This is a genomic window from Gracilibacillus timonensis, from assembly GCF_900086715.1.
Taxonomy (GTDB): domain Bacteria; phylum Bacillota; class Bacilli; order Bacillales; family Amphibacillaceae; genus Gracilibacillus; species Gracilibacillus timonensis.
Genome location: NZ_FLKH01000009.1, coordinates 192,274 through 218,016 on the forward strand (window position 1 = coordinate 192,274; position 25,743 = coordinate 218,016).

Below are 25,743 nucleotides of genomic sequence, written 5' to 3' on the forward strand. Positions count from 1 at the left end.
ACTCATAAAGATAACCCTTGTCAAGAAGGAAAGACAAGGGTTAGCAATAGACCTAAGTATATCTCATGAATTTTCTTCTTTCAAAATACCTTCACCCAAGACGATAGCAGCTACGGCAAAAATGGCTGCAACCGAAAGCGTGGACCCAATGTTAAAAGCTTGCCCTGCCATACTTGTTAACACATAGGACACAACCGTGATAATCAAGACAGCCCAAAAAATAGTAGCAAAATATTTCATCCGTTTCACCTCTTTCAATATATTCTTTCTCATTGAATATAATACCAAAAAAAATAGAATTTGTTATAAGGTATCCGATCATCGCTATGATTCATAGCATGATCATGAATAGGACGCCCTTTATGTATGGTCTTTCTGTTACACTTATTACATTTTACCAAACTTTTTTAATAAAATAAAGTATTAGTGAATAGAAACAAAAAAGGCTTTATGCCACTATTTACGCTCAATTTGTAATCAATTTGTAATACGTTCTTGGTTTACGTAAACAAGAAGAGACGATAGAATAGTACTAAGGTTATACGGAGAATGAAATTTCAATTTGCTGGGGAGTGCACTAATTGAGAAGGTTTATGATGTTGCTTTTCCTCATGTTAATCGGTCTTCCATTATTAATCAGCTGTCAACAAGGAGATTCTAACAAGGTTGAACGTGTTGGCATGTTAATTGAGCATACCATTAATGATCAAACATGGGGAAGCAGAGGGTATCATGGTTTATTAGATATAGAAGAAGAATTTGATTCAGAGATTTTTTTTCGTGAAGGAGTACAAACACAACAGCAAGTAAATGTAGCGGTAGAAGAACTTTCCAATCAAGGAGTGCAGGTGATTATAGGGCATAGCAGTAACTATGGAGAATTTTTTAATCAGCTGCATTCATCTTATCCTGATATTGAATTTATTTATGTTAACGGAGGTTATTCAGGGGATAATTTAATCAGTTTGAACTTCAATTCGTTGGCAATGGGCTTCTTTGCGGGGATGCTGGCAGGGGACATGTCGGAGAATGATCATGTTGGCGTGCTCGCTGCATTTGAGTGGCAGCCTGAAGTGGAAGGGTTTTACGAAGGTGTACTTTACCAAAACCAGGAAGCTGAGGTCGATGTGCGCTATGTAAATAGCTGGGATGAATCGGAAGTGGCCTTGAATTATTATCAGCAAATGCTGAATAATAACGTTGATGTGGTCTATCCAGCAGGAGATGCATATAGCTTGGCAGTTGTAGAAGCGGCCATGAATGATGGGATTCATTCGATTGGTTATGTAAATGATCAGCAGCCACATGGTGGTCAGTCGGTATTAACAAGTACGCAGCAGCATGTTGATAAACTGTACGTGTATGCAATCGAACAGTTAACAAAAGGGGAATTAACTGGCGGTATATACAATTTTGGCTTTGCTGAAGGGGTCATTACGATAGGGCCATACAGCGAACAAGTACCAGAAGCAACTGTTCAGCATTTGGATCAATTAATTGAAGAGTATGTCGAGACAGGTCTTTTGCCTCATCAGTCATAAAGTGATTATGATGATGAAAGCCTTCCAGTATCTAGAATACTTTACATATGCCGCATCTTGCAGTAATGGCCATGTGAAGATCCCGCAGGAAGCGATCTTTGCTGACGAAGAGGCTAAAGCCAAGACATGAAGGTTCGCAGGCTAAGATCACGACGACAATTGCCACACCTGCACTTGCATGTCCTATGCATCGAAGCGGAACCTGTTTCCGGAGCGTTTCCTAGTACTGACAAACCATCAACTTTACTACATGGAATAATGGAACTAGATACTTTACATCATCCATCTTATCGGTACCACCATTCGTTTAAGATCAAAATCGGTCCACGTCCAATCATACTCAGAATTCTATACTTTCTTATCTTTTAAGAAAAACCGGGCTTGATAGCCCGGTTTTTTAGAATGGTGGGGTATAGAACATGTTTTCTAACTCGTTTAGCAAACTGCCAAGAACACTATCACCAATCACTAAAAGGATAATGGCGATAGCGAGATAAGTGATAAGCAAGCCATAGATGACGTCTAAACCACTCTTTTCCGGTGCCTTTGTTTTAATTGCAAAGATCGTTGCCATGCTTGCTACGGATGTGATGCTTATGGCAAGAATGAAGAGCATCATGCTAAACCCATAGCTGCTAAAAAAAGATAACAATAATGAAGCGAATGCGACAACAGTTGGTAAGACCATTAATGTGCCATAGGTGGTCAATACACCAAAGAAATCGATTTGGGCTTTCATGAGCTTAGCTACACCAAATTTCACGAGAGTCAGAAGGGCAGAAAACAATATCAGACCAAAGAAAGGTTTAATGACAACATCGAAAAACGGCGGTTCGATATAACCGTCTGATAAACTGCGAATACTCAAATAAGTAAATAGCGGTAATAAGATAGAGAAGAGGACAAGTGTGATAATGCCATTGATCCTTTCCTGCTGTGTTACCTCTTTACTCGTTAAGTATGGGGTAGCCAGTGCTCTTCGAATAAAATTCCAGTAATGCTTACTAATAACTTTCCCTTGCTCCACATAATCGTTGGTTTGTGAGGAAGGGTTATTATTGGATTCAACAAGTTCAGCTGTGTTTGCTGCGATGGTTTCCGAAGTGTTTTCATCATTTACCATGGCACCACAATTCGTACAAAACTTCGCATTTTCTTCTAGCTGTGCATGGCATTGTGTGCATTGCATTATAAATCGCTCCTTTGAAAGATATTTGATATCCGCTGCAAATAGCTAGCGTTCATTTCTAAAATGGATTATTGTTCTTCTGCTGTTCGTTCTTCTGTATTTGAGGCTTCGAATGCCCAAATAGAGCTGTAATCATTGATCAGCCATGCCTCATTTTCGTTATCATAGATCAATTCCACTGATAAATCGGTTATTTCATCTTCCGTTTCTATATCGTCATCGTCTTCATCATAAGAAGCAACATCCGCATAATGAAACTGGGTATTGACATCTAAGATAAATTGCTCGTCTTGTTTGACTAGGTAAAAGCTATCCAAATCAATGATGACTTTTTGATAAGAACCAGTCCAGCGATTACCATACTCATTCATATATTCAAACTCCTCAGCAGCTATTTCTTCATATTCTGAGGATATGTTTGTATATAATGAGACGTCGCGTTCGCGCTGTGCAGCGGCAAATTCTTCACCAAAGCTATGAATGGTATTTATAATTTCTGTACGCACCTCTTCTGAGAAAGGATTGGGTACAGCCAGGTCTAAATAGGTACTATTAATCGGCGTTACCTCTGACTTTGCTTCTCCCCAAGGGAAAGAAAGGGTGCTATATGCCTCAACAGAACCATCAATTGAAACAGGTCCAAAATCTTCATCTTCGGACATGCTGATTTCATGATCATTCACAAAAAAAGCAGTAGAATCGGCAATATCTGCATATTCCGAATAAAGTGAGACGTATTCCCCGTATAATGATAAGTCCAGTAATTGATTCTGATCATAAGATGCTTCCCAAAGTGATAATTCTGCCTGATTCTCTAAAATGGTGTAGTCGTTTTGATAGGTTGCCGTTACGTGATATGTACCAGGCATCAGTGGCCCAAATTCCTTTGAGTAAGTATCAGAATCACTAATAGCAAGCTCTTCTCCATCTAATAAAATCTGTACATCACTCATATTGGTTCCCACTTCAAAAAAGAAGGGTGTCACTTCAATTTGATAATTATCATAAATTAGTGCTGTTTTCCCTTTCTTTTCAAGAGAGAAAACGGAATTTGTCATAGGAGATGCTGCCCCCTCATCATAGGCTTCTCCTTGTTGTTTTAGGGCATCGACAAAATAGTTTTGTTGTGAAGGGTTGTCTTCTATTCGATCGATCAGTCTCTGGGTGTTATCTTCGTTTATTTCCATACGGTCATCACTTGTTGATAACAGGTCCGACATGGCATTGCTATCTTTTTCAATTAGGGCCTCTTCAAATTGTCCGATCAAACGATCTTTATCCGTTATAAACGCTCCAACTTGATAAGCACTAAATAACAAAATAATCACCCCTGCAATACTTATGGAGACGATCTTTTGTTTTTTGGATAATTGCTTACGTTTTGTTCCGATAAATGTTGTCTTCTTTGGTGGGGGCTGCTGGACCGTATTAGGTGTGCCGCATTCTGGACAAAAATGGGCATTCTCCTTTAAAGCATGTCCACATTCCTTACAAAAGTTGTTCAATCATTACTCATCCTTTCATTGTTCGTTTGTATAACCAGTAGAAAAAAAGACACAAATCTTATATCGACAGATGCGTGAAAAAGTAAAGTCCTTTCTTTACAGAGAAGAAGCTTGAAAAAAAATCAAGCTTGCTTTAAAATTAGTACCACGTCTTAATAATTGATAATAAATCCTTTGAGAGGAAGGGTGCTAGTGAAAGCAGGTATTCTTGGAGTAGGACACTATGTTCCTGAGAAAGTGTTAACGAATAAAGATATGGAACAAATCGTAGAAACGAGCGATGAATGGATAAGAACACGAACTGGTATCGAAGAGCGCAGAATTGCCGGAGATAATGAAAATACATCGGATTTATCTTTTTTTGCCGCAGAACAAGCCTTACAGGATGCTAATATAACAGGAGAAGATTTGGATTTGATTTTGGTAGCTACGGTTACTCCGGATCAGCCATTTCCAACGGTTTCTTGTAAGTTACAGGAGCGTTTAGGCGCAACAAAGGCAGCAGCTATGGATGTGAGTGCGGCTTGTGCCGGATTTATGTATGCCATGATTACGGCGAAACAATTTATTGAAACAGGAGATTATAAACATATCTTAATTATCGGTGCAGAAAAACTGTCGAAAATTACGGACTGGACGGATCGCAACACGTGTGTCCTATTTGGAGATGGTGCCGGTGCAGCAGTACTTGGTCCTGTAAGTGAAGATAAAGGGATCTTGTCCTTCGAGCTAGGCGCTGATGGTAGTGGTGGTAAGCATTTGTCACAAGACGATCGATATATATTTATGAATGGACGTGAGGTGTTTAAGTTTGCGGTAAGACAAATGCCTGAATCGTCTGTTCATGTGGTGGAGAAAGCTGGTTATGCTAAAGAAGATGTTGACTATCTTGTCCCACACCAAGCCAATATTCGAATTATGGAAGCAGCCAGACAACGATTAGGCATTGCGGAAGACAAAATGGCAGTGAACGTGAACAAGTATGGTAATACTTCTGCTGCTTCCATACCAATTGCTTTGTCTGAATCTGTGAAAAACGGTAAAATAAAAGATAACGATTTAGTGGTTCTTGTCGGTTTCGGTGGAGGATTGACTTGGGGCGCTGTCGCAATAAAATGGGGTAAATAGATCGAAGGAGGAAATGAAATGAGCAAAAGACGAGTGGTAGTCACGGGAATGGGTGCTATTACACCTTTGGGAAATACTGTCTCACAATTCTGGGATCATTTGAAATCAGGTACTTCTGGGATTGACTATGTAACAAAAGTAGATAAAGATGATTTTCCAGCAAAAGTAGCCGGTGAAGTCAAAGACTTTGTTGCAACAGACTTTATGGATAAGAAAGAATCAAAACGCATGGATTTGTTTACGCAATATGCAGTAGCAGCCTCGCGTATGGCTGTGGAAGATGCTGGCTTAGATATTACCGATGAAATCGCCAATCGTGTCGGTGTTTGGATTGGTTCTGGTATTGGCGGGATGGCGACTTATGATGAACAATTTAGACGATTTGTGGATAAAGGATATCGCAAGGTGAGTCCATTCTTTGTTCCAATGCTTATTCCGGATATGGCTGCCGGGCAAGTTTCAATCCAGCTTGGTGCCAAGGGTATTAACAGCTGTACGGTTACCGCTTGTTCTTCAGGGGCAAATTCGATCGGGGATGCCTTTAAAGTTATTGCCCGCGGAGATGCCGATTATATGATTGCCGGTGGGGCAGAAGCACCACTAACACCAATGGCATTCGCCGGTTTTTCGACGGCAAAGGCATTATCATTTAATGATGATCCGAAAACGGCAAGTCGTCCATTTGATAAAGATCGTGATGGTTTTATTATGGGGGAAGGGGCAGGGATCCTTATTCTAGAATCACTAGAGTCTGCCCAAGCGCGTGGCGCCACTATTCATGCGGAAATCATCGGTTATGGTGCCACAGGAGACGCTTATCATATCACTTCTCCTGCACCAAATGGCGAAGGTGCTGCCCGTTCGATGCAACAAGCATTAGAAGATGCAGAAATAACCGCAGAACAAGTGGGCTATATCAATGCACATGGGACGAGTACGCAGTATAATGATGCGTTTGAAACAGAAGCAATCAAAACGGTATTCCATGATCATGCTTACAACGTGGATATATCTTCCACCAAATCCATGACTGGTCATTTATTAGGAGCGGCTGGTGCCATTGAATCAATCGCTTGTGTAAGAGCAATTCAAGAAGGGGTTTTACCACCAACAACGAACTATGAAACACCTGATGAAGCATGTGACTTACATTATATTCCGAATGAGTCCTTACAAAAAGATATTGAGTTTGCGATTTCCAATTCCTTTGGTTTCGGAGGTCATAACGTAACACTCGTATTTAAAAAGTTTCAGTAAATCTGGAGCTGATAAGACAAAGGAAATAGAATAAGCTATATAAAAATCGAGAGAAGGGCCAAGTGCTTCTTCTCTCGATTTTTATATGCTTTTGGTCTTTTACATATGTGAACATAAACTCATTGCTTATCAACCATCTTATTGACAGTCGAATTGGTGATAATACGACTTGCACTCATTTGCTGAATTCGGAAAGCTTCAGGTGATCGTTTTGCATAGTTTCCTATGCTTGTACATATACATCATACAAAGCGTTGGAGGGCAAAAAATATGGTGTATATTGTCTGTTTTTTAGTTGGATTTGGACTGGCTATCTCTGGAGGAGTATCCGCTATTTTATATTTAAACTTTATACCAGCTGGACTAAGTTTTCTTGATTATGTGGCCATTATTCAGACAAGAATAGAATGTTATTTCTTCTTCATTGGTCTCCTCTTTATGGGGATTAGTGTACAAAAAATAACAAATATATCTGTTAAATAATAACAGGCTAAGAATAATTTATCCGATATTGGCCATACTGTTCATTAAAGATCATTAAAGAGATTAGTCAAAGTGAGGGATAAAAGAATGCTATATCTACACGACGTTTGGGTGAATTGGTTTGAAGGAGAAGAGAACGGTTATAATGTGTGTGATTTTCATGAGTGGCGAAAATCAGATGGCATTGAAATTCTGGATCAGGCCCCTATTTTATTGATAGACGATCAGACGTATGATTATATCGAGAATGACTTGCAGGATATTCCAGAAGCAATTTTAGATCAAATATACCAACAAGCTTACGTGCGAAAAAATCAGAAAAGGCAGCCGCTTGATTATGCCTGTATCATTACCAATGGTTTTTCTATTATGGCGTTTGATACGATGGGATATCATATTCCAATTAGAAAAAGCAGGCTTATCCCTCGTCAAGAACGACTCGTGTTAGAATTACTTCAAGGAAGAACAGCCGAGACCTATCCATTACCAAGTCATACAAAAAAAGAATACCACATGTTATCGTTATCACCACAATATATGAACGGCTTAACTCGTAAGGAACGGCAGCTAAAACAATTGCTTATGATTGCTCTGGATCAATTAGAGGTTAACCAAAAGATTGAGGAAATAAGGTACTGGATGACGGAATGGCAGCCAGAGAAATATCATCAAATAAAAAACATGACATTTGAACAGGCATGGTACACCCTTTATCAAGAATTGATTCAGGGATGGAGTAAAAAACATGAAGAATTTTGCCGTTTGATTAGTAAAGGACAAGCATTTTATGAGGATATCTGGGAAAGGGAGCAGGCAAGCTACACAACCAAATCACTACGATCATTCTAAATTTTTTGAAAAAGGGAAAGTACTAGGTAATGGTATAGTCCATCACTTTCGCCCCTTTTTCTCATTGTACATAAAAACGACCCGGTCTATATTTGACGGGTCGTTTTTCCTTAGGATTTCAATGCTTGGATTTTGGAACACAGCCTGTTATTTCTTTTTCTTCACCCGTCCAAGGCCCATTGCTTTTTTCGCCTTGATTAACATCTTCTGGGCATCGGCATTCGCCTTTTGCGCCCCTTGATCCAATAAGGTATCTAATTCCTCTGTTTGAATTAACTCTTCGTAACGCTGCTGGATTGGACGTAATGTCTCGATAACTACATTCGCTGTCGCCTGTTTAAATTCTCCATAACCACTATCACGATATTTCTCTTCTAGCTGTTCAATGGATTCACCTGTACAGCAGGAGTAGATCGTTAATAAATTGCTAATACCTGGTTTGTTATCTTTATCGTATTTCACAACGCCTTCTGAGTCTGTAACAGCACTTTTGATTTTCTTTTCTATTTGTTTTTCTGTATCCAGCATAAGGATCACTGCTTTTTGGTTTTGATCGGATTTACTCATTTTCTTGGTAGGATCCTGCAACGACATAATGCGTGCACCGACCTTTGGTATGCTAATTTCTGGAATGGTAAAGATATCGTTGAAACGCGAATTAAATCGTTGCGCCAGATCACGTGTCAATTCCAAATGTTGTTTTTGATCTTCGCCTACTGGAACGATATCTGTGCCATATAACAATATATCGGCAGCCATTAATGGCGGATACGTTAATAATCCGGCAGATACAGCTTCTTTGCTGCCTTTTGATTTATCCTTAAACTGAGTCATCCGTTCTAACTCGCCAATATAACTGACTGTCTGGAGCATCCAGCCCAACTGAGTATGAGCAGGTACTTCTGATTGGATAAATAATACTGATTTTTCTGGGTCAATACCGGAAGCAATATATAAAGCCGCCAGTGACTTAATATTCTCTCTTAATTTCAGTCGATCTTGGGGAACTGTCAGTGCATGTTCATCTACAATACAAAAATAACATTGATTGTCATCTTGTAATTCGACAAAATGTTTCATAGCACCTAAGTAATTGCCTAGTGTTAGAGTACCACTCGGCTGAATTCCTGAAAAAATCTTTTTCATTTTGTTCACCTCTGTTCATTTTTTTACTATTACGAAAAGAATAAGGGAAAAGCTTCAGTTGGCATAAAATCATTCTTCTATCCATTTTTTTCATACAAAAAAAGCCCATCCATTCCCTGTGCTAAGGGACGAATGAACCGCGGTGCCACCCTTGTTATCATCATTAATGATCACTTGAATGCTACTGTATTGCCTAGCAAGCATGGAAAATTGCATGAAAAGCCCAATTCCTTCTTTTACTTAGTACCTATTCTCAGCAATCATAGGCTCTCTTCAACTAGAGGCAAAGAAGTACTATTTTTTCTTTTCCGAATATGTGAGTTATTTGATTGTATTATATAGAATGCGATGTTTTTTTGCAAGTGTTTTCCCTTTCAGATCAGCTTTCTTATTGTTACTTTCCATTTAAAATGATTATTCAATTATCTAAAAAAGATAGTATGGAATATAATGAACAGTGCAATGATCGGCATAATAAAGACAAAAACGAGGCAATCCTGTACTAGACAAACCTTTTTGGGTCAAGTAGACTACAATTATGTGAAGAAAAAAGGAATAGGAGGTGGGAAGAGATGTCCGTGATTAATCCAGATCGGAGCTATTGGTTGAAAACCATGTTGAAAATTGCTGATCCAGTTCTTCACGCATTGGAAAAAAGACAATTAAAACAAGTGATGCCAGTAGAGACGGTCGGAAGCAAGGATCGAACAACTTATACTTATTTGGAAGCGCTGGCAAGATTGTTAAACGGCATGGCTCCATGGCTGGAAAGAAAGCATGAGAAAAAAGAAGAGGAACAACTTCGTCAGCGTTACGCTCAACTTGCGAGAGAAGCCATCAAGGCAGGGACAGATCCTAATTCTCCGGATTATATGCATTTTGCTAATGGAGGGCAGCCGTTAGTTGATACTGCTTTTTTAGCGCATGCCATGTTAAGAGCTCCTCATGAACTATGGGAAAAGCAGGATAAACAAACGAAATACAATGTAATCCAGGCCTTGCAGCAAACAAGAGCACAAAAGCCTGCGTTTAACAATTGGTTGTTATTTTCAGCTATGATTGAGGTGTTTTTTTATAAAACAGGAGAGTCGGATTGGGATTTGGTACGTATCGACTATGCTTTGAAGCAGTTAGAGCAATGGTATATCGGTGATGGGCTCTATCGTGATGGTTCTTTATTCCATTTTGATTATTATAATAGTTTTGTCATTCATCCCATGCTTGTAGACATACTGGCAGCAGTGGGACATGAATACCCTGATTGGCAAGAGCGTTATGAAGACGTATTAAAGAGAGGCAGAAGGTATGCTGAAATATTGGAACGACAAATCTCACCAGAAGGAACCTATCCGCCGGTTGGGCGTTCTTTGGCCTATCGTTTCGGAGCATTTCAAGCGCTTTCGCAATCGGCATTGAGAAAAGATTTACCTCTTAATTTGACACCAGCGCAAGTTCGGTCAGGGCTGACTGCTGTTATAAAAAGAACATTAGCCATCCCTGGTATGTTTCAAGAAGAAAGTTGGCTGCAAATAGGTTTGTCTGGCCATCAGCCAAATATTGGTGAAGGTTACATAACGACAGGAAGTCTCTACTTATGTACAGCGATCTTTTTGCCATTAGGATTGTCAACCGAGGAGGCTTTTTGGCAAGATCCTCCAGAAGAATGGACGGCAAAGAGGGCTTGGGCAGGGAAAGATTTTCCGATTGACGCAGCCTTGCATGACCATTAAATATGGGTTTTAAATTAAATTAGCAAAAAACAGAGAGGACGTGTTGGATAAATGAAGGAAGTAAGATTAGGTATTATCGGGGTTGGGAATATGGGTACCTCCCATTCTAAATATGTCTCACAAGGAGATATTAAAGGGGCAAGGTTAACCGCTGTATTGGATCATGATGCACAAGCTATTACCGCTTTTGAACGGGAATTTGGCAAAGGTGTTCAAACATTTGTGGACGAAGATGCTTTTTTTGCTTCTGGTTTAGTAGATGCCGTATTAGTTGCGACACCGCACTATGATCATGCCTATTTGGCGATAAAGGCCTTTGAACATGGCCTGCATGTGTTATGTGAAAAGCCTGCCGGAGTTTATACGAAACAAGTGCGTGAAATGAATGAGGAGGCGGAAAAAAGTGGTAAGATCTTCTCCATGATGTACAATCAGCGTACTAATCCACTTTATCAAAAATTACGGGAATTAATTCAAGATGGTGAATTGGGAGAAATACGGCGCATCAATTGGTTAATTACTAATTGGTATCGTTCTCAAAGTTACTATGATTCAGGTGGTTGGCGTGCGACTTGGAAAGGTGAGGGTGGTGGCGTGCTGATCAATCAATGCCCTCACCAGTTAGATTTATGGCAATGGATGACAGGTATGATGCCGACAAGAATGCGTGCCTTTTGCCGCTTTGGACAATATCGTGATATAGAAGTAGAGGATGATGTGACAGCTTATGCCGAATATGAAAATGGGGCAACGGCTGTATTTATCACAACAACTGGGGAAGCTCCTGGTACCAATCGTTTGGAGATAACAGGTGATCGTGGAAAAGTAGTTGTAGAAAATGGCAAGTTAGATTTTTGGCAGCTGCGTGTACCAGAGCCTGCATTTAATCGTGAATATACAGGTGGATTTGGTGAGCCAGAGGCATGGAAGGTCGAAGTTCACATCACTGGTACGGAAACTGGTCATCCAGGTATTACACAAAATTTTATCAATGCTATCTTGCATGATACGTCCCTATTGGCACCAGGTGAAGAAGGTATTAAGGGATTAACGCTATCCAATGCTATGCAATTGTCCACTTGGATGGATGATTGGGTCGATTTTCCGGTCGATGAGGAATTATATTATCAACAATTACAAGAAAGAATCCAACATTCTCAAGTGGAGAAGAAGGTTGCTAATGTTTCTTTGGACGTGGATGGAACTTATTAAATGGACGAAAGGAAGGGTAACATGAAATTTTCCGTATTTACGGTGATGGCCCCAGATACCACGCCGGAACGAATGATCCATTATTTAAAGGAGACCGGTTATGATGGAGTAGAATGGCGCTTTAAAGAAACTCCTGAGGAAGTAAAAAAGCAGGAAACCAGTTTTTGGGGAAATAATTTATGTACGATTGACCCTGCGATATCAGATCAGGAGATCCAGCAGCTTGCTCAAACAGCCAAAGAGAATGGGATAGAGATCTTTAGTGTTACCCCTTATCTAACAAGTGGTGATTTAGAAGCCACGGAACGGGTATTGGATGTTGCCAAGAAGTTTGGAGCTAAATCCATTCGACTTGGCGTACCGCGCTATGATCGCTCTAGTAACTATCATGATCTTTATCAGGGTGCTTTGCATTATTTACAAGAAGCAGAACAAATGTGTAAACAATATGGGGTGAAAGGACTGGTGGAGACACATCATCAAACGATCACTCCCAGCGCTTCTTTAGCTTATCGTTTGGTTCGCTCGCTAAACCCTGACCATATTGGTGTCTTATATGATCCGGGTAATATGGTGCATGAAGGGTATGAGAATTATCGCATGGGGATGGAATTATTAGGCGATTATTTAGCTCATGTCCATGTCAAGAATGCTCAATGGGTCAAACAAACGGATGATGACCAAGTGAATTGGCAAGTGCAGTGGGCGCAACTTGATAAAGGTGTTGTAGACTGGAAACAAGTGTTAACGGACCTGAAGGCAGTAGGATATGACGGTAATATCGGTATGGAGGATTTTAGTAATGCATACCCAACAAAAGAATCGTTAAAATTTAACTTGGATGCGATTAAAAAGTTAGTAAACGGGGTATAACCAAGAAGGTAAAAGGAAGTTTTAAAAATTCCTTTTACCTTCTTTCCTTTTTGAACATCCTCTTACATATAGAAATATGGTGATTTCATGTCTAATGAAGCAAATAGATGTGCAGAGAAGGCATTCAACATTTGTGATCGCGATCATGGTACAACAGCTGTTAGTCAGTCTAATGGATCGTTTTTAAAAAATTTGTGAAAAATACACAAAAAAGAACGGATTTTCTGTATAATGGAGAAATACATAAAATTTAGTTTAGGAGTTTGATAGACAATGCATAAATACGTAAAAGCAGCAGCAGGGGCAATGCTCTTGCTATCATCCTTTATGGTTACCGATAAAGTGAATGCAGCGGGAGACGGTGACGTACTTATTGCACAAGCGCATTCCGTGAACACATTTGCAGCTAATGCATATGAGTCACCCGAACATTTCGCCAGGTTTACATATGATTCTGGATATGATTTTGAGTATCCGGAGGCAGTAAGAGGTCTGTATGCCACTGGGAATTCTGCAGGAGGAAGTAGGTTTGACTCCCTGCTCGATTTAATTGATAACACGGATTTGAATAGTATGGTGATTGATATTAAGGAAGACGGAGGACATATTACCGTTGATCCTGAGCAGGAGCTTCCTTATGAGGATGCGATTCAAGAAGTGATTAAAGATCCAGAGGCCATGATGGAACGGCTGGAGGAAGAAGGGGTTTACCCTATTGCCAGAATTGTTGTCTTCAAGGATACACAACTTGCGGAAGCACGACCAGACTTATCATTTACAGAGAATGGTGAAGTATGGAAAAATGGTAAAAAAGAAGCGTTTGTCAGTCCGTTCCAAAAAGAGGTTTGGGATTATAATGTTGAAATTGCCAAAATGGCCGCAGAAATGGGCTTTCAAGAAATTCAATTTGATTATGTTCGTTTTCCAGAAGGATTTGAGAACAAAGATGAAGAATTAGAATATAACCTAGGCGATTATCAAGACGTTGATATGAATAATATCAAGAAAAGAGTAGAAGCAGTAACTAACTTTGTTTCCTATGCAAGAGAAGAGCTTTCTGATTATGATGTAGACGTATCGGTAGATATTTTTGGCTATGCAGCAACGATTGAAGAAACACCAGGTATCGGACAAAACTTTTCAAGAATTTCTGATAATGTCGACGTGATCTCTTCGATGATTTATCCAAGTCATTGGACGCCATACTTTGGTATTGACAATCCAGATGAGGAGCCTTATCGTTTGGTAGATGAATATGCCAAAGTAGAGAATGAAGTGCTTGGTGCATTGGATGAAGCACCGGTATCTCGGCCGTGGATTCAAGATTTCAGTGCACCATGGTTATATAGTGGTCCTACCTTTGAATACGGTGTTAGTGAAGTAGAGGCACAGATTAAGGCATTAAATGAGAATGGTATTGATGAATTCTTGCTTTGGAATTCAGGGAATAGTTATACAGAAGGGGTCGATTACACCCCGCTTGATTAAACATATAAAAAAAGGTGGAGTGTTAACACTTTTATGATTATTTTTATTGGAAAAGGGTATAATACTTTATAAGTTGTTGAAGGTCGCAGGTAGTAAGGAGGCATTGTCTAATGAATTGGTATGAGAAATTACAACGATATTTTCCTAAAGATGAAATGAAATCGCAGGAGCATATGGAGTTATTATTAAAGGAAAAAGGGGACATTTATTTTAAAGATGAAGGCCCGGATCATGTAATGATGTATGCAGAGTTCCCCACTTTTCTTTTTATTGATTATGTATATGTATCAAAAGAGTCACGCGGACAAGGAATCGGCCACAAGCTTTTTGACAAGTTAAAACAAAAGGATAAACCGATTATTCTTGAAGTGGAGCCACTGGATTATTCAGATTCAGATACATCGAAGCGTCTGCATTTTTATCATCGGGAAGGCTTTAAACATGCGGTATCTATTGGTTACACACATCAGTCCTTGGTAACCAATGAGTCGAGCGCGTTGGAAATCTTATACTGGTCACCACATGGTGAGAATGAGGAAGAGATTTATCAGCAAATGAAGAAAATGTATGAAGATATCCATACCTATAAAGATGAAGAGGTATATGGCCGAACGTATCAGTCAGTGGAAGAAGCGGTGAAATACGATACCAACCGGGAGGTAGATGATATATTTCATTCATTACAAAAAATACGAGATAAGACGGAGAAATGACCACAGATATTCATTCTCAATGCATTATTAAGAATGTGTAAAAAGTGAATAAAAACACATAATACCCTATCATTACTTGCTGAAATATAGTATACTTACATTAGTAGAAGATAGATTATAGTAATTTTAAAGTAATAAGAAATGAAAATTACGAAGGTTAACATTATAAATTTTATTGAGGAGTGAAGTTTTATGGTAACACTTTATACCTCGCCTAGTTGTACATCATGTCGTAAAGCAAAAGCATGGTTAGAGGAGCATGATATCCCATTTACAGAACGTAATATTTTCTCAGAGCCTTTAAGCTTGGATGAGATTAAAGAAATTTTAAGAATGACAGAAGATGGAACAGATGAGATTATTTCCACTCGATCTAAGGTTTTTCAAAAACTAAATGTGAATCTTGACCAATTACCACTAAAAGATTTATTTCAGTTAATTCAAGAGAACCCAGGTTTATTGAGAAGACCGATTATTATAGACGAGAAACGATTACAAGTTGGTTATAACGAAGATGAGATTCGACGCTTCTTGCCACGCACGGTGCGTACCTTTCAATTAAGAGAAGCTCAACGTATGGTCAACTAAATGAGTGAAAAGTATAAAGGTGTTCAACAATGAATGCCACTTTCCTTACCTTAGCCCTTGAAAAAGCAGATCTTACAAATAAAAGATCTGCTTTTTTTGCACCATACAGGACATTAACAACGGCTAATACTTGACTTTTATTGTGAGATGTGGATAATTAGTAATTCCCGGGTAGATACGTGGGAAAGGCAGATCAAATGAGAGTGCCAGCAATAGAGGTCATACAAATGATTGCACCGAGGCAGCTTGTTGAATATCCTGATCTTAAAGTGGTAATACCTGCTTTTTCTAAAAAACCAGCATATAACTAGTGACAATATAAAAAGAATGCGCTACAATCAGTAGTTAATACCATCGATACAATAAATTTTATTTTTTAACTTTAAATGTTTTCAAAATCATCCTTTTTGTCATACAATATAGATAACATCGCTTATAATAGTTGAAAAAAGGGTATTTATTATATAAGGGTTTTCTTGCAATAATGTCCCTTCCAACCCCATTACTTTTAAATGAAGGGAGAGTTTTTATAATGGAAATTGAGAGAATAAACGAAAATACCATTAAATTTTATATCTCTTACATGGATATAGAAGATCGTGGTTTTGACAGAGAGGAAATCTGGTATAACCGTGAGAGAAGTGAACAGCTTTTCTGGCAGGTAATGGACGAAGTAAATTATAATGAAGAAGATTTCCAGATCGATGGACCATTATGGATTCAGGTACAGGCACTTGAAAAAGGGTTAGAGATTGTTGTAACGAAGGCGCAGTTGTCTAAAGATGGTCAGAACCTGCAATTGCCTACCGAATCAGGTAAAACTATTGATATGCCGGTGGATGATAAAATTGAGACACTCCTTGAAGAGAAATTCGGTTCCTCTGAAAAAGAAATGGCACAGATAGAACAATATGGTCAAGATTTTGTTGTCGTAGTGAAATTTAGGGAACTAGAGGATGTTATCCAGTTAAGTCATGTGTTTGAAAAGGCGGAAGGGATGAAAGACGAGTTATATTTCTATGATAATCAGTACATGTTGATTACTCGATTTGATGAAGAATTCCTTTCAGATGACGAACAAGAAGATTTGATTAGTCAAATACTGGAATATGGTCAGGAATCAAGTGCAACTGTGTTTATTGTAGAAGAGTATGGTAAAGTGATTTTTGCAGAGGAAGCACTTGCACAAGTAAGTGAACATTTCAGTAGATAACTAAGTATCGATTTTGATGCTTAGTTTTTTCTTCTTTTTGGTCAATAAAGCAGGCAATCCAATCTCCATTATAATAGGTGTTTGGGCGGTTTTAGATATAATAAAACTGAAGGAAGCTTCTGGTTAAATAATGATAAGGAGGATGGTACGGCTAACCTCTCTATAAAAAGTGGGTTAGTTCATATAATTCCATCTTATTAACAGCCTGTTGGACTAAATAAGTATTTGAGAAACTTTGCGAAGGTATAGGGTTAGGCCAATTAAAGAACTATTTGGTGCATACATAGATTACTTCCATTTGGAGACTTTATCATGTAGCAACATCTGAGAATAATGTGAGTATATATTTCGATAATCGAAATAATCTGTGTTATGATATAAAAGTATGTAAAAGAAGAGGGAAGGAATAATATGGAAGGGAATACAACAACTATTAACAGAACCCCATTGATGGTAGTATTAATATCAGGGGCATTTGTAGCCATTTTGAATCAAACACTATTAGGTACAGCACTACCTCACATTATGACCGATTTGGAGATTGATGAAGCTACTGCTCAATGGCTTCAATCGATTTTTATGCTCGTTAATGGGATTATGATCCCTGTAACGGCTTTTTTAATTGAACGATTTACGACGAGAGCGTTATTTTTAACGGCAATGGGTAGTTTCGCTATTGGTACATTAATCGCAGCAATCGCACCAAGTTTTTCCTTGTTAATGGTTGGAAGGGTTTTGCAGGCAAGTGGCGCTGGAATTATGATGCCGCTAATGCAAACCATTATGTTTTTGGTTTTTCCAATTGAAAAACGAGGTACAGCAATGGGAATGTTTGGGCTGGTTATTGCCTTTGCACCAGCCATCGGTCCAACATTATCCGGTTGGTTAGTGGAACATTTCCATTGGCGTAGTTTGTTCTATGTCATCTTACCGATCGCTGTTATTGACATTATCGTAGCATACAAAATATTAGTAAATGTTACGAAACAAACATTCCCTAAAGTGGATGTTCTTTCGATCATCTTGTCTACCCTCGGTTTTGGTGGACTACTGTATGGTTTCAGTATGGCAGGTGATGTTAATCACAGTTGGGGAAGTCCGATGGTTTATGTACCATTGATTGTCGGCGGCATCACTCTTTTGATCTTTATTCGCCGTCAATTACAACTGGAAAAGCCAATCTTGGAGTTTCGTATCTTTCAGTACAGAATGTTTACATTGACCACAGCGATTGGGATGATTTCATTCTTGGCGATGATTGGCGGTGCCATTATTTTACCGCTTATGATGCAGAATTATTTGGGATATAATGCAGTGGAATCTGGCCTTGCCTTACTTCCAGGTGCTGTGTTAATGGGCTTGATGAACCCTGTAACTGGCCGTTTATTTGATAAATTTGGCGGAAAATGGCTTGCTATATCCGGCTTAGCTTTAATTTCAGTGACTACTTTTATGTTTTCCGTGTTAACGCCAGAAACAACCTGGCTCTATATAGCACTGGTCAATGCTGCGCGTATGCTGGGAGTGGCGATGGTAATGATGCCTGTTACAACAGCGGGCTTAAATCAGTTACCAACCCAATATATCCCACACGGAACTGCGATGAACAACACGATGAGACAAATGTCTGGTGCCATTGGTACAGCATTATTGATTTCCGTTATGATGAACCAAGCAATCCCGTCAGAGGGATTAGAAGGTTATGTTCATGGTGTGAATGTGTCCTTCTTTGTGGCTGGTGTCTTTGCTGTAATTGGGCTTGTCTTAGCCTTTTTTATCAAAAATTCCATTCCAGGAAAAGATGCTGCTTAGGCAGGAAAAAACACTTCTATGTAGAATCATTATACATGGAGGTGTTTTTTATGTTACAGGCAGTAAATCAAAAAGGGGAGGTTGTGGTTGTATGGAATGCTAATCGAAAGAAACTCCAACAAATGAGGAAGGAAACCTTTTATTGCCCGGCTTGTCAACAGCCATTATTATTGCGGGCAGGTACTAAAAACATTGCCCACTTTGCCCATAAAGGAGAGGCGCATTGTGATTTGTCTGGAGAGAGCCTTTATCATGAAACAGGGAAGAGAGATATTTACGTATGGTTGAAGAATCAAGGATATCAAGTGTTTTTAGAATATTATGTTGAAGAGATTAAGCAACGAGCAGATATTCTCTTGCACTTGGCTGATAAACGAATTGCGATCGAATATCAATGTGCCAGAATTTCTAGCGAAGAAATACTAGATCGAACGGCTGGATATCGATCAGTCAATATTATACCTATTTGGATTTTAGGTGGAAACAGAATGCGGCGCCTTTCAGCCAATTCTTTACGTATTACTACTACAGAACATGCCTTCCTTTATCAGTTTCACCCCAATTATCCCTTGTCTATTTATTATTATTGTTCCAATACGAAACAAATGATCCAATATCAGGATGTTATTTTTCTCACTAAAACACAGACTTTCGGAGCGTTGAAGGCCCAAAAGTTGTTTGAACTAACGTGGCGAGATCTTTTTCATCCTCACTATCGTGCCGCTCAAGCATTCCGAGATTTTTGGCAGAAGAAGAAAAAAACTTGGATTCATCACCCTGTCTCTGTCCATCATCAGCAAGAAACGATGTGGCGGCAGTGGCTTTATTTACATCAGCTACAACTTGCCACCCTACCTCATTTTGTATATCTTCCCATTGTTTCGCAATATCGAATGAAAGTACCACCTTGGATATGGCAATCTCGACTTTATGTTGATTTGTTACGAAAGAATAGAAGTGTTTCTCTCTCAGAAGCCAGGCATTTTATGTATGAATACTACATTTCACCTCGTAAATTCCCTTTCATTAAAGAAGATGTGGATCCTATTAAGGAATATTTTCAGTTATTAATAAAATATTCGGTGTTGCAACCAATCAAACAAGAACAATACCTAATCAATCATAGTACTGTATGAATTAGCGTAAAATAAGTTATAATAAGGAAAGAAATAATAATGTATGTGTAGGAGGAGATTTAGATGGCGAAAGCACAAAAGGCATTACCAGCTCGTGAAGAAATACCAGAGAAGTATACATGGAGATTGGAAGACATCTTTGCTACTGATGAAGAGTGGGAAAAAGAATGGAAGGCTGTTCAACAATTATTACCCAAATTTGCTGATTTTCAGAGTAAATTGCAGGAGAGTGCAGAGAATCTCTATCAGTTATTAAAACTACAAGATGAGGTGTCGGAAAGGCTAAGCAAATTGTATACATATGCGCATATGCGATATGATCAGGATACCACCAATTCTTTTTATCAAGCCTTAAATGGGAAGGCGGAGAATTTAATTACACAGGCTTCCAGTACAATGAGTTTTATTACACCAGAAATGCTAAAGCTGGATGAGCAAACATTACAACAATATGTGCAGCAGCATGAAGGATTGCAACAATATCAACACACGTTTGATGAAATTAATCGTCAACGCCCACATGTGTTGTCAGAAGAGGAAGAGGCGTTATTAGCAGAAGCCTCTGAAGTAACCGATAATGCTTCACAAACCTTTGGCATGCTTAATAATGCTGATTTAACATTTCCATCTATTGAGGATGCAGATGGTAATCAAGTGGATCTCACACATGGTAGGTATATCAATTTCCTTGAATCAAAGGATCAACGTGTGAGACGAGACGCTTTTAAAGCGATGTACAATACGTATGGCAGCTTTAAGAATACCTTTGCTTCGACTTTACAAGGCACGGTGAAAAAGGATAATTTCTACGCTAAAATGAGAAACTATGAGTCCGCCCGACAGGCTGCCCTTAATAAAAATAATATACCTGAAGCGGTATATGATAATTTGCTGGAGGCCATACATGACGGGTTGCCGTTATTACAGCGCTATGTTGCTTTACGCAAGAAAATTCTTGATATAGACGAACTCCATATGTATGATTTGTATACCCCGTTGGTCAAGAATGTGCATATGACATATTCGTATCCAAAGGCGCAAGAGATTATTCATAAGGCATTGCAACCTTTTGGTGATGAATATTTAAATGTGTTACAGCGGGCATTCACGGAGCGATGGATTGATGTGGAAGAGAATAAAGGAAAGCGGAGCGGCGCCTACTCCTCCGGCGCATACGGAACGAATCCATATATTTTGATGAACTGGCAAGATAATTTGAATAATTTATTTACATTAGCACACGAACTTGGTCATTCGATGCACAGCCACTATACACATGAAAACCAGCCATTTCGTTATGGTAATTATTCCATCTTTGTGGCAGAAGTGGCTTCTACTTGTAATGAGGCGTTACTGAATGAATATTTAGTGGCGAATACAGAAGACCCGAAAGAAAAATTATTCTTGTTGAATCACTTTTTAGAAGGGTTTCGCGGGACGGTATTTAGACAGACCATGTTTGCTGAATTTGAGCATAAGATTCATCTGTTGGCACAAGAAGGAGAGGCCTTAACTGCAGATCGTTTAACAGAGGTATATTATGACCTTAACAAACAATATTTTGGAGATGATTTGGTCATAGACGAAGAGATTGGTTTAGAATGGGCCAGGATTCCACATTTTTATTACAATTATTATGTGTACCAATATGCTACTGGCTATGCTGCTGCTCAATCGCTAGCGGCACAGATTACTGAAGAGAAGGATGTAGCTGTTGAACGCTATCTTGGTTTTTTAAAGGCAGGAAGCAGTGATTATCCAATTGAAGTATTAAAACAGGCTGGTGTGGATATGACCGAGCGCACTCCGGTTGAAAATGCTTTAAAAGTATTTGAAGAGAAACTAGAAGAAATGGAACGGCTTTTAGAAGAAGTGAAATAGATATACAGAAAAGCAGCCAACACATTGGCTGCTTTTCCGTTTTCGATCATCGAGTGAGGCTTTTGAATCCTTTGAAGCTTTTTTTGTGCTGATAGAAATAAATGGTAGTGTAGATGGAGATGAATAATAGTGGTATGGTGAGATAAAGTGGAATCATTTGCATGAGACCAAAGATGTTTAAAATAAACGCAAACAATGGAATAAGCCATAATAACAATTTCATTATCTATCCACCTTTCTGACTAATTATCTAACGCTAGTCTACACTACTAATAACAATTGACTTGAAGCATCAAATTCATATTCCATCTTATCGGTAATTGTATAAAGGATATTTTATTGTAAAGGTATGCATTGGGGCTGACAATCATGCAAAAAAAGAGAAAGATGGAGAAGAAGAGATGGTAATCGTGACATTTTTGTGAAACAATGAACAAAGTTATTGATACTTTGTTATAGGTCTGATATAGTTACAGTAAGTTAAACAATCATACCCCATTTTGTTTGACTTGATTTATCTCCCATCCCTTATCTATAGGAATAAAGAGGAGTTGTTTAAACAACTCCTCTTTATTCATTTCGCATATTTCCAAAAACAGCCGAATTTGACAGGAACTTTCTCTACGAGCTGTTTTAATTGTAGTTTTTTCATTTCTTTCTCTGCCTTTTCGATGGACCAATCGTAGACAACTGCCACTTCTTTGGTTCCCACAAAATGATAATAAGAAATAAAATCTAATAATTTCGGTTTTTTTGCGGGGAGAGGCTCTTTTTGTAACATTTGCTTGAGAATTTTAACATATACTTCATAAGGAAAAGTGCCAGAGATCTTCAAGCCTGCTTCGTCTTCTGATTCATTAAAGAAAACCATTGTTGGCAAATCATCGACTTCCATTTCTTTTGTGATTTTGTGATCACACTTCAGTGCTTTCTTGGATGAGCACGAATATAAGTCTTCTTGAAACTCTTCCACGTCTAAGTGAATCTGGTCAGCAACATCTAATAATACATGCTCTTGTGAGATATCCAACTTTTCCAAAAAAACCATTTCCTGTAGTTTCCTTAAGAATCGTTTACCTGCCTTTTTTCCTTGCAATTCTGCAGCTTTAATCGCAATGGAAGCTAATCTTGGATAATGAATAGGATTTTCCATCCAAATATCTCCGTCGCAAGGCATTCCTGTTCGACTAGCTGTTTTTTCCCAAATATCCTTTAACTGCCGAGGTTTATCACAAATCTCTCTACGGGAATTATCTGCCTGTCCGCTTATAACGGTACGAACCGTAAAAAAACGACCGTATTCAATAGATAATTTCTTGATATAAGGTTCTAACGCCCAACATTCTGGACATAATGGATCAATAAATATATATATTTCAATAGGTTTTTTTAAAATATCAATAAAATGATAATGCGTTGTTTGGTTGCGATCCTGCTTGTTCCAAGATCCGGCATATTTCCAATTCACAATGATTCTCCTTTCTGTTCGGGTGTATTCATCATGTGATTGGCTGTTAATGTGAGCCGCTCAAACATAGCACTACGATATGGCTCTGCAATTTCGGAAGCCGTTAACGCTTCTTCCATACACGACAACCAAGCATCACGTCTTGATGGTGTAATAGGGAAACGCAAATGACGTTTTCTCAGCATCGGATGCCCATGTTCTTGAATATAGAGTGGAGGCCCGCCAAAAAATTGAGTTAAAAATTGCGTTTGTTTTCTTGCAACTTCGGTAAAGTCATCAGGAAAAATCGGAATTAATTCAGGATGCTGCGCTACTCTGGCATAGAAGGCTTCTACTAATCTCTTGATTGTTTCCTCTCCACCAATAGCATGGTAAAGAGAAGTTGTAGTATCTCTCATTATTTTCCAAACCTTTCTCGTTCATTGTTACCAATCTAGTCATTATCATTATTGTTTCTATATTGTAACAGCCTTTATATCAAACAATCAAATGATGTGATTGTAAGGCTAAATCCTTGACAAAAAAGGAAAAGCGCTGTTATCGAACAGAGGTTGGAACGGTTAAACAGCCGTTTGGTAAAAGGAAACTGTTACAAAATAATGGATTCCATTCCGTTGTTTTACAGTTACCTCACCTATATTAACACTGAAACCAGTTGCTCTATCAATGATACGAGCTTATTTTTTTATTTATTTTAAGTTATATTTTGATAGCGTAATATAACGATATATGATATAATAAGGGATAAAGCAGGTGATATCATGTATTTAAAAAAGACAAAAACAAAGAATGGACGAATTCATTTAAGTATTGTCGATTCTTATTACGATAAAGCGAAAAAACATGCCAGACAGGTAACCGTGGAAAGCTTAGGTTATCTGGATGAAGCGGAGAAAAAATATGATGATCCCATCGCTCACTTTAAAGCACGTGTAGAGGAATTAAAAAGAGCGAAAAACGAAAAGAAAGAACCCATCCGATTGGAACTGTCTGTTGATGAAAAAATGGAAAAAGGAAAAGCATACCGAAAAAATTTCGGGCATGTGATACTCAGTCAGATTTATCACCGGCTGAAGCTGGATACTTTTTGGAAAAATCGTTCGCATCGCCGGAAATTTGATTTTGATGCCAATATTATTTTTAAGTTATTGATTTTTACACGTCTCTTGTATCCCGGATCGAAATATCAATCGTTTGAAAATCAATCGCTCTTTTTTGAAAGAACAACTTTTAAGCTTGCCGATGTCTACCGTGCACTTAGCTTCTATAACGAGAAAAAAGACGACTTCCTTTCGTGGCTGCATGACCAAGTAACAGAAAATTATGGACGAGATACCTCCCGTGTTTTTTATGACGTCACCAATTATTATTTTGAAACAGAGACTATCAAAGAAGATGATATGCGCCGGAAAGGGGTATCGAAGGAGCATCGCCCCAATCCAATTGTCCAAATGGGGCTGTTTATGGATAATCAAGGCATTCCCATCACCTATCAGTTATTCCCTGGAAATACGAATGATTGTATGACCTATCGTCCAAACCTCAAAAAAATGAAATTAGATTATGGAATCAAGCGTGCTGTTGTCGTAGCTGACAAAGGAATGACCACAGGAGATAACATCTGGTATACGCTCTCTGCCAAAGACGGCTATGTATTCAGTATGTCCGTACGTGGAGCGAACAAGGCATTAAAAGATTATGTGACGAATGAAAACGGCTATGAATGGCTCGGAAAGGAATACAAACGAAAATCCCGGTTATATCCAAGAGATATTCAAGTGACAGCGAAAAATGGAAAAAAACTTACTAGACAAGTCCATGAAAAACAGGTCATCTTTTGGAGCGAAAAATATGCGAAAAAAGCCAAATACGAGAGAGAAAAAATCCTTCAAAAGACACAAGCTTTAATCGACAATCCAGGGGCTTATAAACGTGCCACTTCCGTAGGTGCCAGTAATTATATTAAAAACATCCGCTTTGATAAAAAGACAGGCGAAATTTTAACACCAAAAGAACAACTGCAGCTCGATATAGAGAAAATAAAGGAACAAGAAAAACTGGATGGCTATTATGTATTGATTACCAGCGAATACAACGAATCGGATGATGCCATCATTGATATGTATCGAGGATTATGGCGGATTGAAGAAACGTTCCGGATCACGAAAAGCAATTTAGAAACCCGGCCTGTTTATGTTTCCAGCCAGGAACATATTGAGGCACATTTTCTAACTTGTTTTGTATCACTTACGATCGCCAGGTTATTGGAGATGGAGATGAAAGGAGAATATGGTGTCTCTCGTTTATTAAACAGTTTACGCAAAGCAGAATGTACAGAGCTTAAACAGAATTATTATCTATTTGATTATTATGACGATGTTCTGGAGGCTGTTGGCAAGCAATTTCAAATTGATTTTTCTTCCAGATATCGTCGATTGGGAGAAATTAAAAAGATTTTAGCACAGACGAAGAAAAGGTGATTTTTCCCCATGAAAACAGGACAAAATACAACACCCCTCCATCCCAGTTAC

General features: G+C 38.6%; 23 protein-coding genes and 1 other annotated feature. Of the genes, 16 read left to right on the top strand and 7 right to left on the bottom strand.

All coding sequences use genetic code 11. The features are described 5' to 3' along the window. Positions 1-63: 63 nt before the first annotated feature. Positions 64-240 carry a DUF2929 family protein gene (locus BN6556_RS03105; protein ID WP_066187070.1) on the bottom strand — a complete coding sequence of 59 codons (177 nt, stop codon included), beginning with the start codon at positions 238-240 and terminating at the stop codon, positions 64-66. A 341-nt stretch (positions 241-581) separates the two neighbouring features. On the opposite strand from BN6556_RS03105, the gene BN6556_RS03110 reads away from it, so the two are divergent. After that, entirely contained in the window at positions 582-1,541 is a 960-nt protein-coding gene (locus BN6556_RS03110; RefSeq protein ID WP_078059905.1) for a BMP family ABC transporter substrate-binding protein, read from the top strand. 397 nt (positions 1,542-1,938) lie between these two features. On the opposite strand, the gene BN6556_RS03115 is transcribed toward BN6556_RS03110, so the two are convergent. Beyond that, positions 1,939-2,730 carry a zinc-ribbon domain-containing protein gene (locus BN6556_RS03115; protein WP_066187075.1) on the bottom strand — a complete coding sequence of 264 codons (792 nt, stop codon included), beginning with the start codon at positions 2,728-2,730 and terminating at the stop codon, positions 1,939-1,941. Positions 2,731-2,798: 68 nt separating this feature from the next. Next, positions 2,799-4,235, bottom strand: a complete 1,437-nt coding sequence (locus tag BN6556_RS03120) for a zinc ribbon domain-containing protein (RefSeq protein ID WP_066187077.1) — start codon at positions 4,233-4,235, stop codon at positions 2,799-2,801. A 192-nt stretch (positions 4,236-4,427) separates the two neighbouring features. Between BN6556_RS03120 and BN6556_RS03125 the strand changes: the two genes are divergently transcribed. The 4 genes from BN6556_RS03125 to BN6556_RS03140 all read left to right on the top strand — a co-directional run bounded on the left by BN6556_RS03125 (position 4,428) and on the right by BN6556_RS03140 (position 7,952). Then, positions 4,428-5,363 (top strand): beta-ketoacyl-ACP synthase III, encoded by a 936-nt coding sequence (locus BN6556_RS03125; RefSeq protein WP_066187079.1) that lies wholly within the window; start codon positions 4,428-4,430, stop codon positions 5,361-5,363. A gap of 18 nt (positions 5,364-5,381) precedes the next feature. Further along, entirely contained in the window at positions 5,382-6,620 is a 1,239-nt protein-coding gene (fabF, locus tag BN6556_RS03130; RefSeq protein ID WP_066187081.1) for a beta-ketoacyl-ACP synthase II, read from the top strand. A gap of 270 nt (positions 6,621-6,890) precedes the next feature. Then, positions 6,891-7,103 carry a hypothetical protein gene (locus tag BN6556_RS03135; protein WP_066187082.1) on the top strand — a complete coding sequence of 71 codons (213 nt, stop codon included), beginning with the start codon at positions 6,891-6,893 and terminating at the stop codon, positions 7,101-7,103. Positions 7,104-7,190: 87 nt separating this feature from the next. Next, positions 7,191-7,952 (top strand): DUF3603 family protein, encoded by a 762-nt coding sequence (locus BN6556_RS03140; RefSeq protein ID WP_066187084.1) that lies wholly within the window; start codon positions 7,191-7,193, stop codon positions 7,950-7,952. A 147-nt stretch (positions 7,953-8,099) separates the two neighbouring features. Here BN6556_RS03140 and trpS read toward each other — a convergent pair whose 3' ends face one another. Beyond that, entirely contained in the window at positions 8,100-9,098 is a 999-nt protein-coding gene (gene trpS, locus BN6556_RS03145) for a tryptophan--tRNA ligase (RefSeq protein WP_066187086.1), read from the bottom strand. A gap of 121 nt (positions 9,099-9,219) precedes the next feature. Then, positions 9,220-9,408 (bottom strand) — a binding site (T-box leader). 262 nt (positions 9,409-9,670) lie between these two features. Here trpS and BN6556_RS03150 point away from each other — a divergent pair. From BN6556_RS03150 to pepF, 10 genes are all read left to right on the top strand, one after another. After that, complete coding sequence (locus BN6556_RS03150; protein ID WP_066187089.1) at positions 9,671-10,828, top strand: DUF2264 domain-containing protein; 1,158 nt, start codon at positions 9,671-9,673, stop codon at positions 10,826-10,828. A 51-nt stretch (positions 10,829-10,879) separates the two neighbouring features. Continuing rightward, the gene (locus BN6556_RS03155) at positions 10,880-12,040 is read left to right on the top strand and encodes a Gfo/Idh/MocA family protein (protein ID WP_066187093.1); all 1,161 of its coding nucleotides are present in this window, start codon (positions 10,880-10,882) and stop codon (positions 12,038-12,040) included. A 21-nt stretch (positions 12,041-12,061) separates the two neighbouring features. Next, positions 12,062-12,913 carry a sugar phosphate isomerase/epimerase family protein gene (locus tag BN6556_RS03160; protein ID WP_066187095.1) on the top strand — a complete coding sequence of 284 codons (852 nt, stop codon included), beginning with the start codon at positions 12,062-12,064 and terminating at the stop codon, positions 12,911-12,913. A gap of 273 nt (positions 12,914-13,186) precedes the next feature. After that, the gene (locus BN6556_RS03165) at positions 13,187-14,401 is read left to right on the top strand and encodes a putative glycoside hydrolase (RefSeq protein WP_066187097.1); all 1,215 of its coding nucleotides are present in this window, start codon (positions 13,187-13,189) and stop codon (positions 14,399-14,401) included. 110 nt (positions 14,402-14,511) lie between these two features. Beyond that, positions 14,512-15,114, top strand: coding sequence for a GNAT family N-acetyltransferase (locus BN6556_RS03170; RefSeq protein WP_066187099.1), 603 nt, complete (start codon positions 14,512-14,514; stop codon positions 15,112-15,114). A 192-nt stretch (positions 15,115-15,306) separates the two neighbouring features. Further along, positions 15,307-15,702 carry a transcriptional regulator SpxA gene (gene spxA / locus BN6556_RS03175; protein ID WP_066187102.1) on the top strand — a complete coding sequence of 132 codons (396 nt, stop codon included), beginning with the start codon at positions 15,307-15,309 and terminating at the stop codon, positions 15,700-15,702. A 532-nt stretch (positions 15,703-16,234) separates the two neighbouring features. Continuing rightward, positions 16,235-16,915, top strand: coding sequence for an adaptor protein MecA (mecA, locus tag BN6556_RS03180; protein ID WP_066187104.1), 681 nt, complete (start codon positions 16,235-16,237; stop codon positions 16,913-16,915). A gap of 411 nt (positions 16,916-17,326) precedes the next feature. Further along, positions 17,327-18,727, top strand: a complete 1,401-nt coding sequence (locus tag BN6556_RS03185) for an MDR family MFS transporter (protein WP_066187106.1) — start codon at positions 17,327-17,329, stop codon at positions 18,725-18,727. 50 nt (positions 18,728-18,777) lie between these two features. After that, positions 18,778-19,863 (top strand): competence protein CoiA, encoded by a 1,086-nt coding sequence (locus tag BN6556_RS03190; protein WP_066187107.1) that lies wholly within the window; start codon positions 18,778-18,780, stop codon positions 19,861-19,863. A gap of 63 nt (positions 19,864-19,926) precedes the next feature. Continuing rightward, on the top strand, positions 19,927-21,744 hold the full coding sequence (gene pepF / locus BN6556_RS03195; protein ID WP_066187108.1) for an oligoendopeptidase F: 1,818 nt from the start codon (positions 19,927-19,929) through the stop codon (positions 21,742-21,744). A gap of 46 nt (positions 21,745-21,790) precedes the next feature. Here the strand turns inward: pepF and BN6556_RS22265 are convergent, their stop codons facing one another. From BN6556_RS22265 to BN6556_RS03210, 3 genes are all read right to left on the bottom strand, one after another. Continuing rightward, a complete protein-coding gene (locus tag BN6556_RS22265) occupies positions 21,791-21,967 on the bottom strand; it encodes a hypothetical protein (protein WP_162840587.1) in 177 nt (58 codons plus the stop codon). A gap of 351 nt (positions 21,968-22,318) precedes the next feature. Continuing rightward, on the bottom strand, positions 22,319-23,212 hold the full coding sequence (locus BN6556_RS03205) for a ClpXP adapter SpxH family protein (protein WP_066187111.1): 894 nt from the start codon (positions 23,210-23,212) through the stop codon (positions 22,319-22,321). Beyond that, a complete protein-coding gene (locus tag BN6556_RS03210) occupies positions 23,209-23,610 on the bottom strand; it encodes a globin domain-containing protein (protein WP_066187113.1) in 402 nt (133 codons plus the stop codon). Before BN6556_RS03210 ends, BN6556_RS03205 begins: the two co-directional genes overlap by 4 nt. 363 nt (positions 23,611-23,973) lie before the next feature. Here BN6556_RS03210 and BN6556_RS03215 point away from each other — a divergent pair, with 363 nt between their 5' ends. Beyond that, the gene (locus BN6556_RS03215; RefSeq protein ID WP_066187115.1) at positions 23,974-25,692 is read left to right on the top strand and encodes an IS1634 family transposase; all 1,719 of its coding nucleotides are present in this window, start codon (positions 23,974-23,976) and stop codon (positions 25,690-25,692) included. Positions 25,693-25,743: the final 51 nt, after the last annotated feature.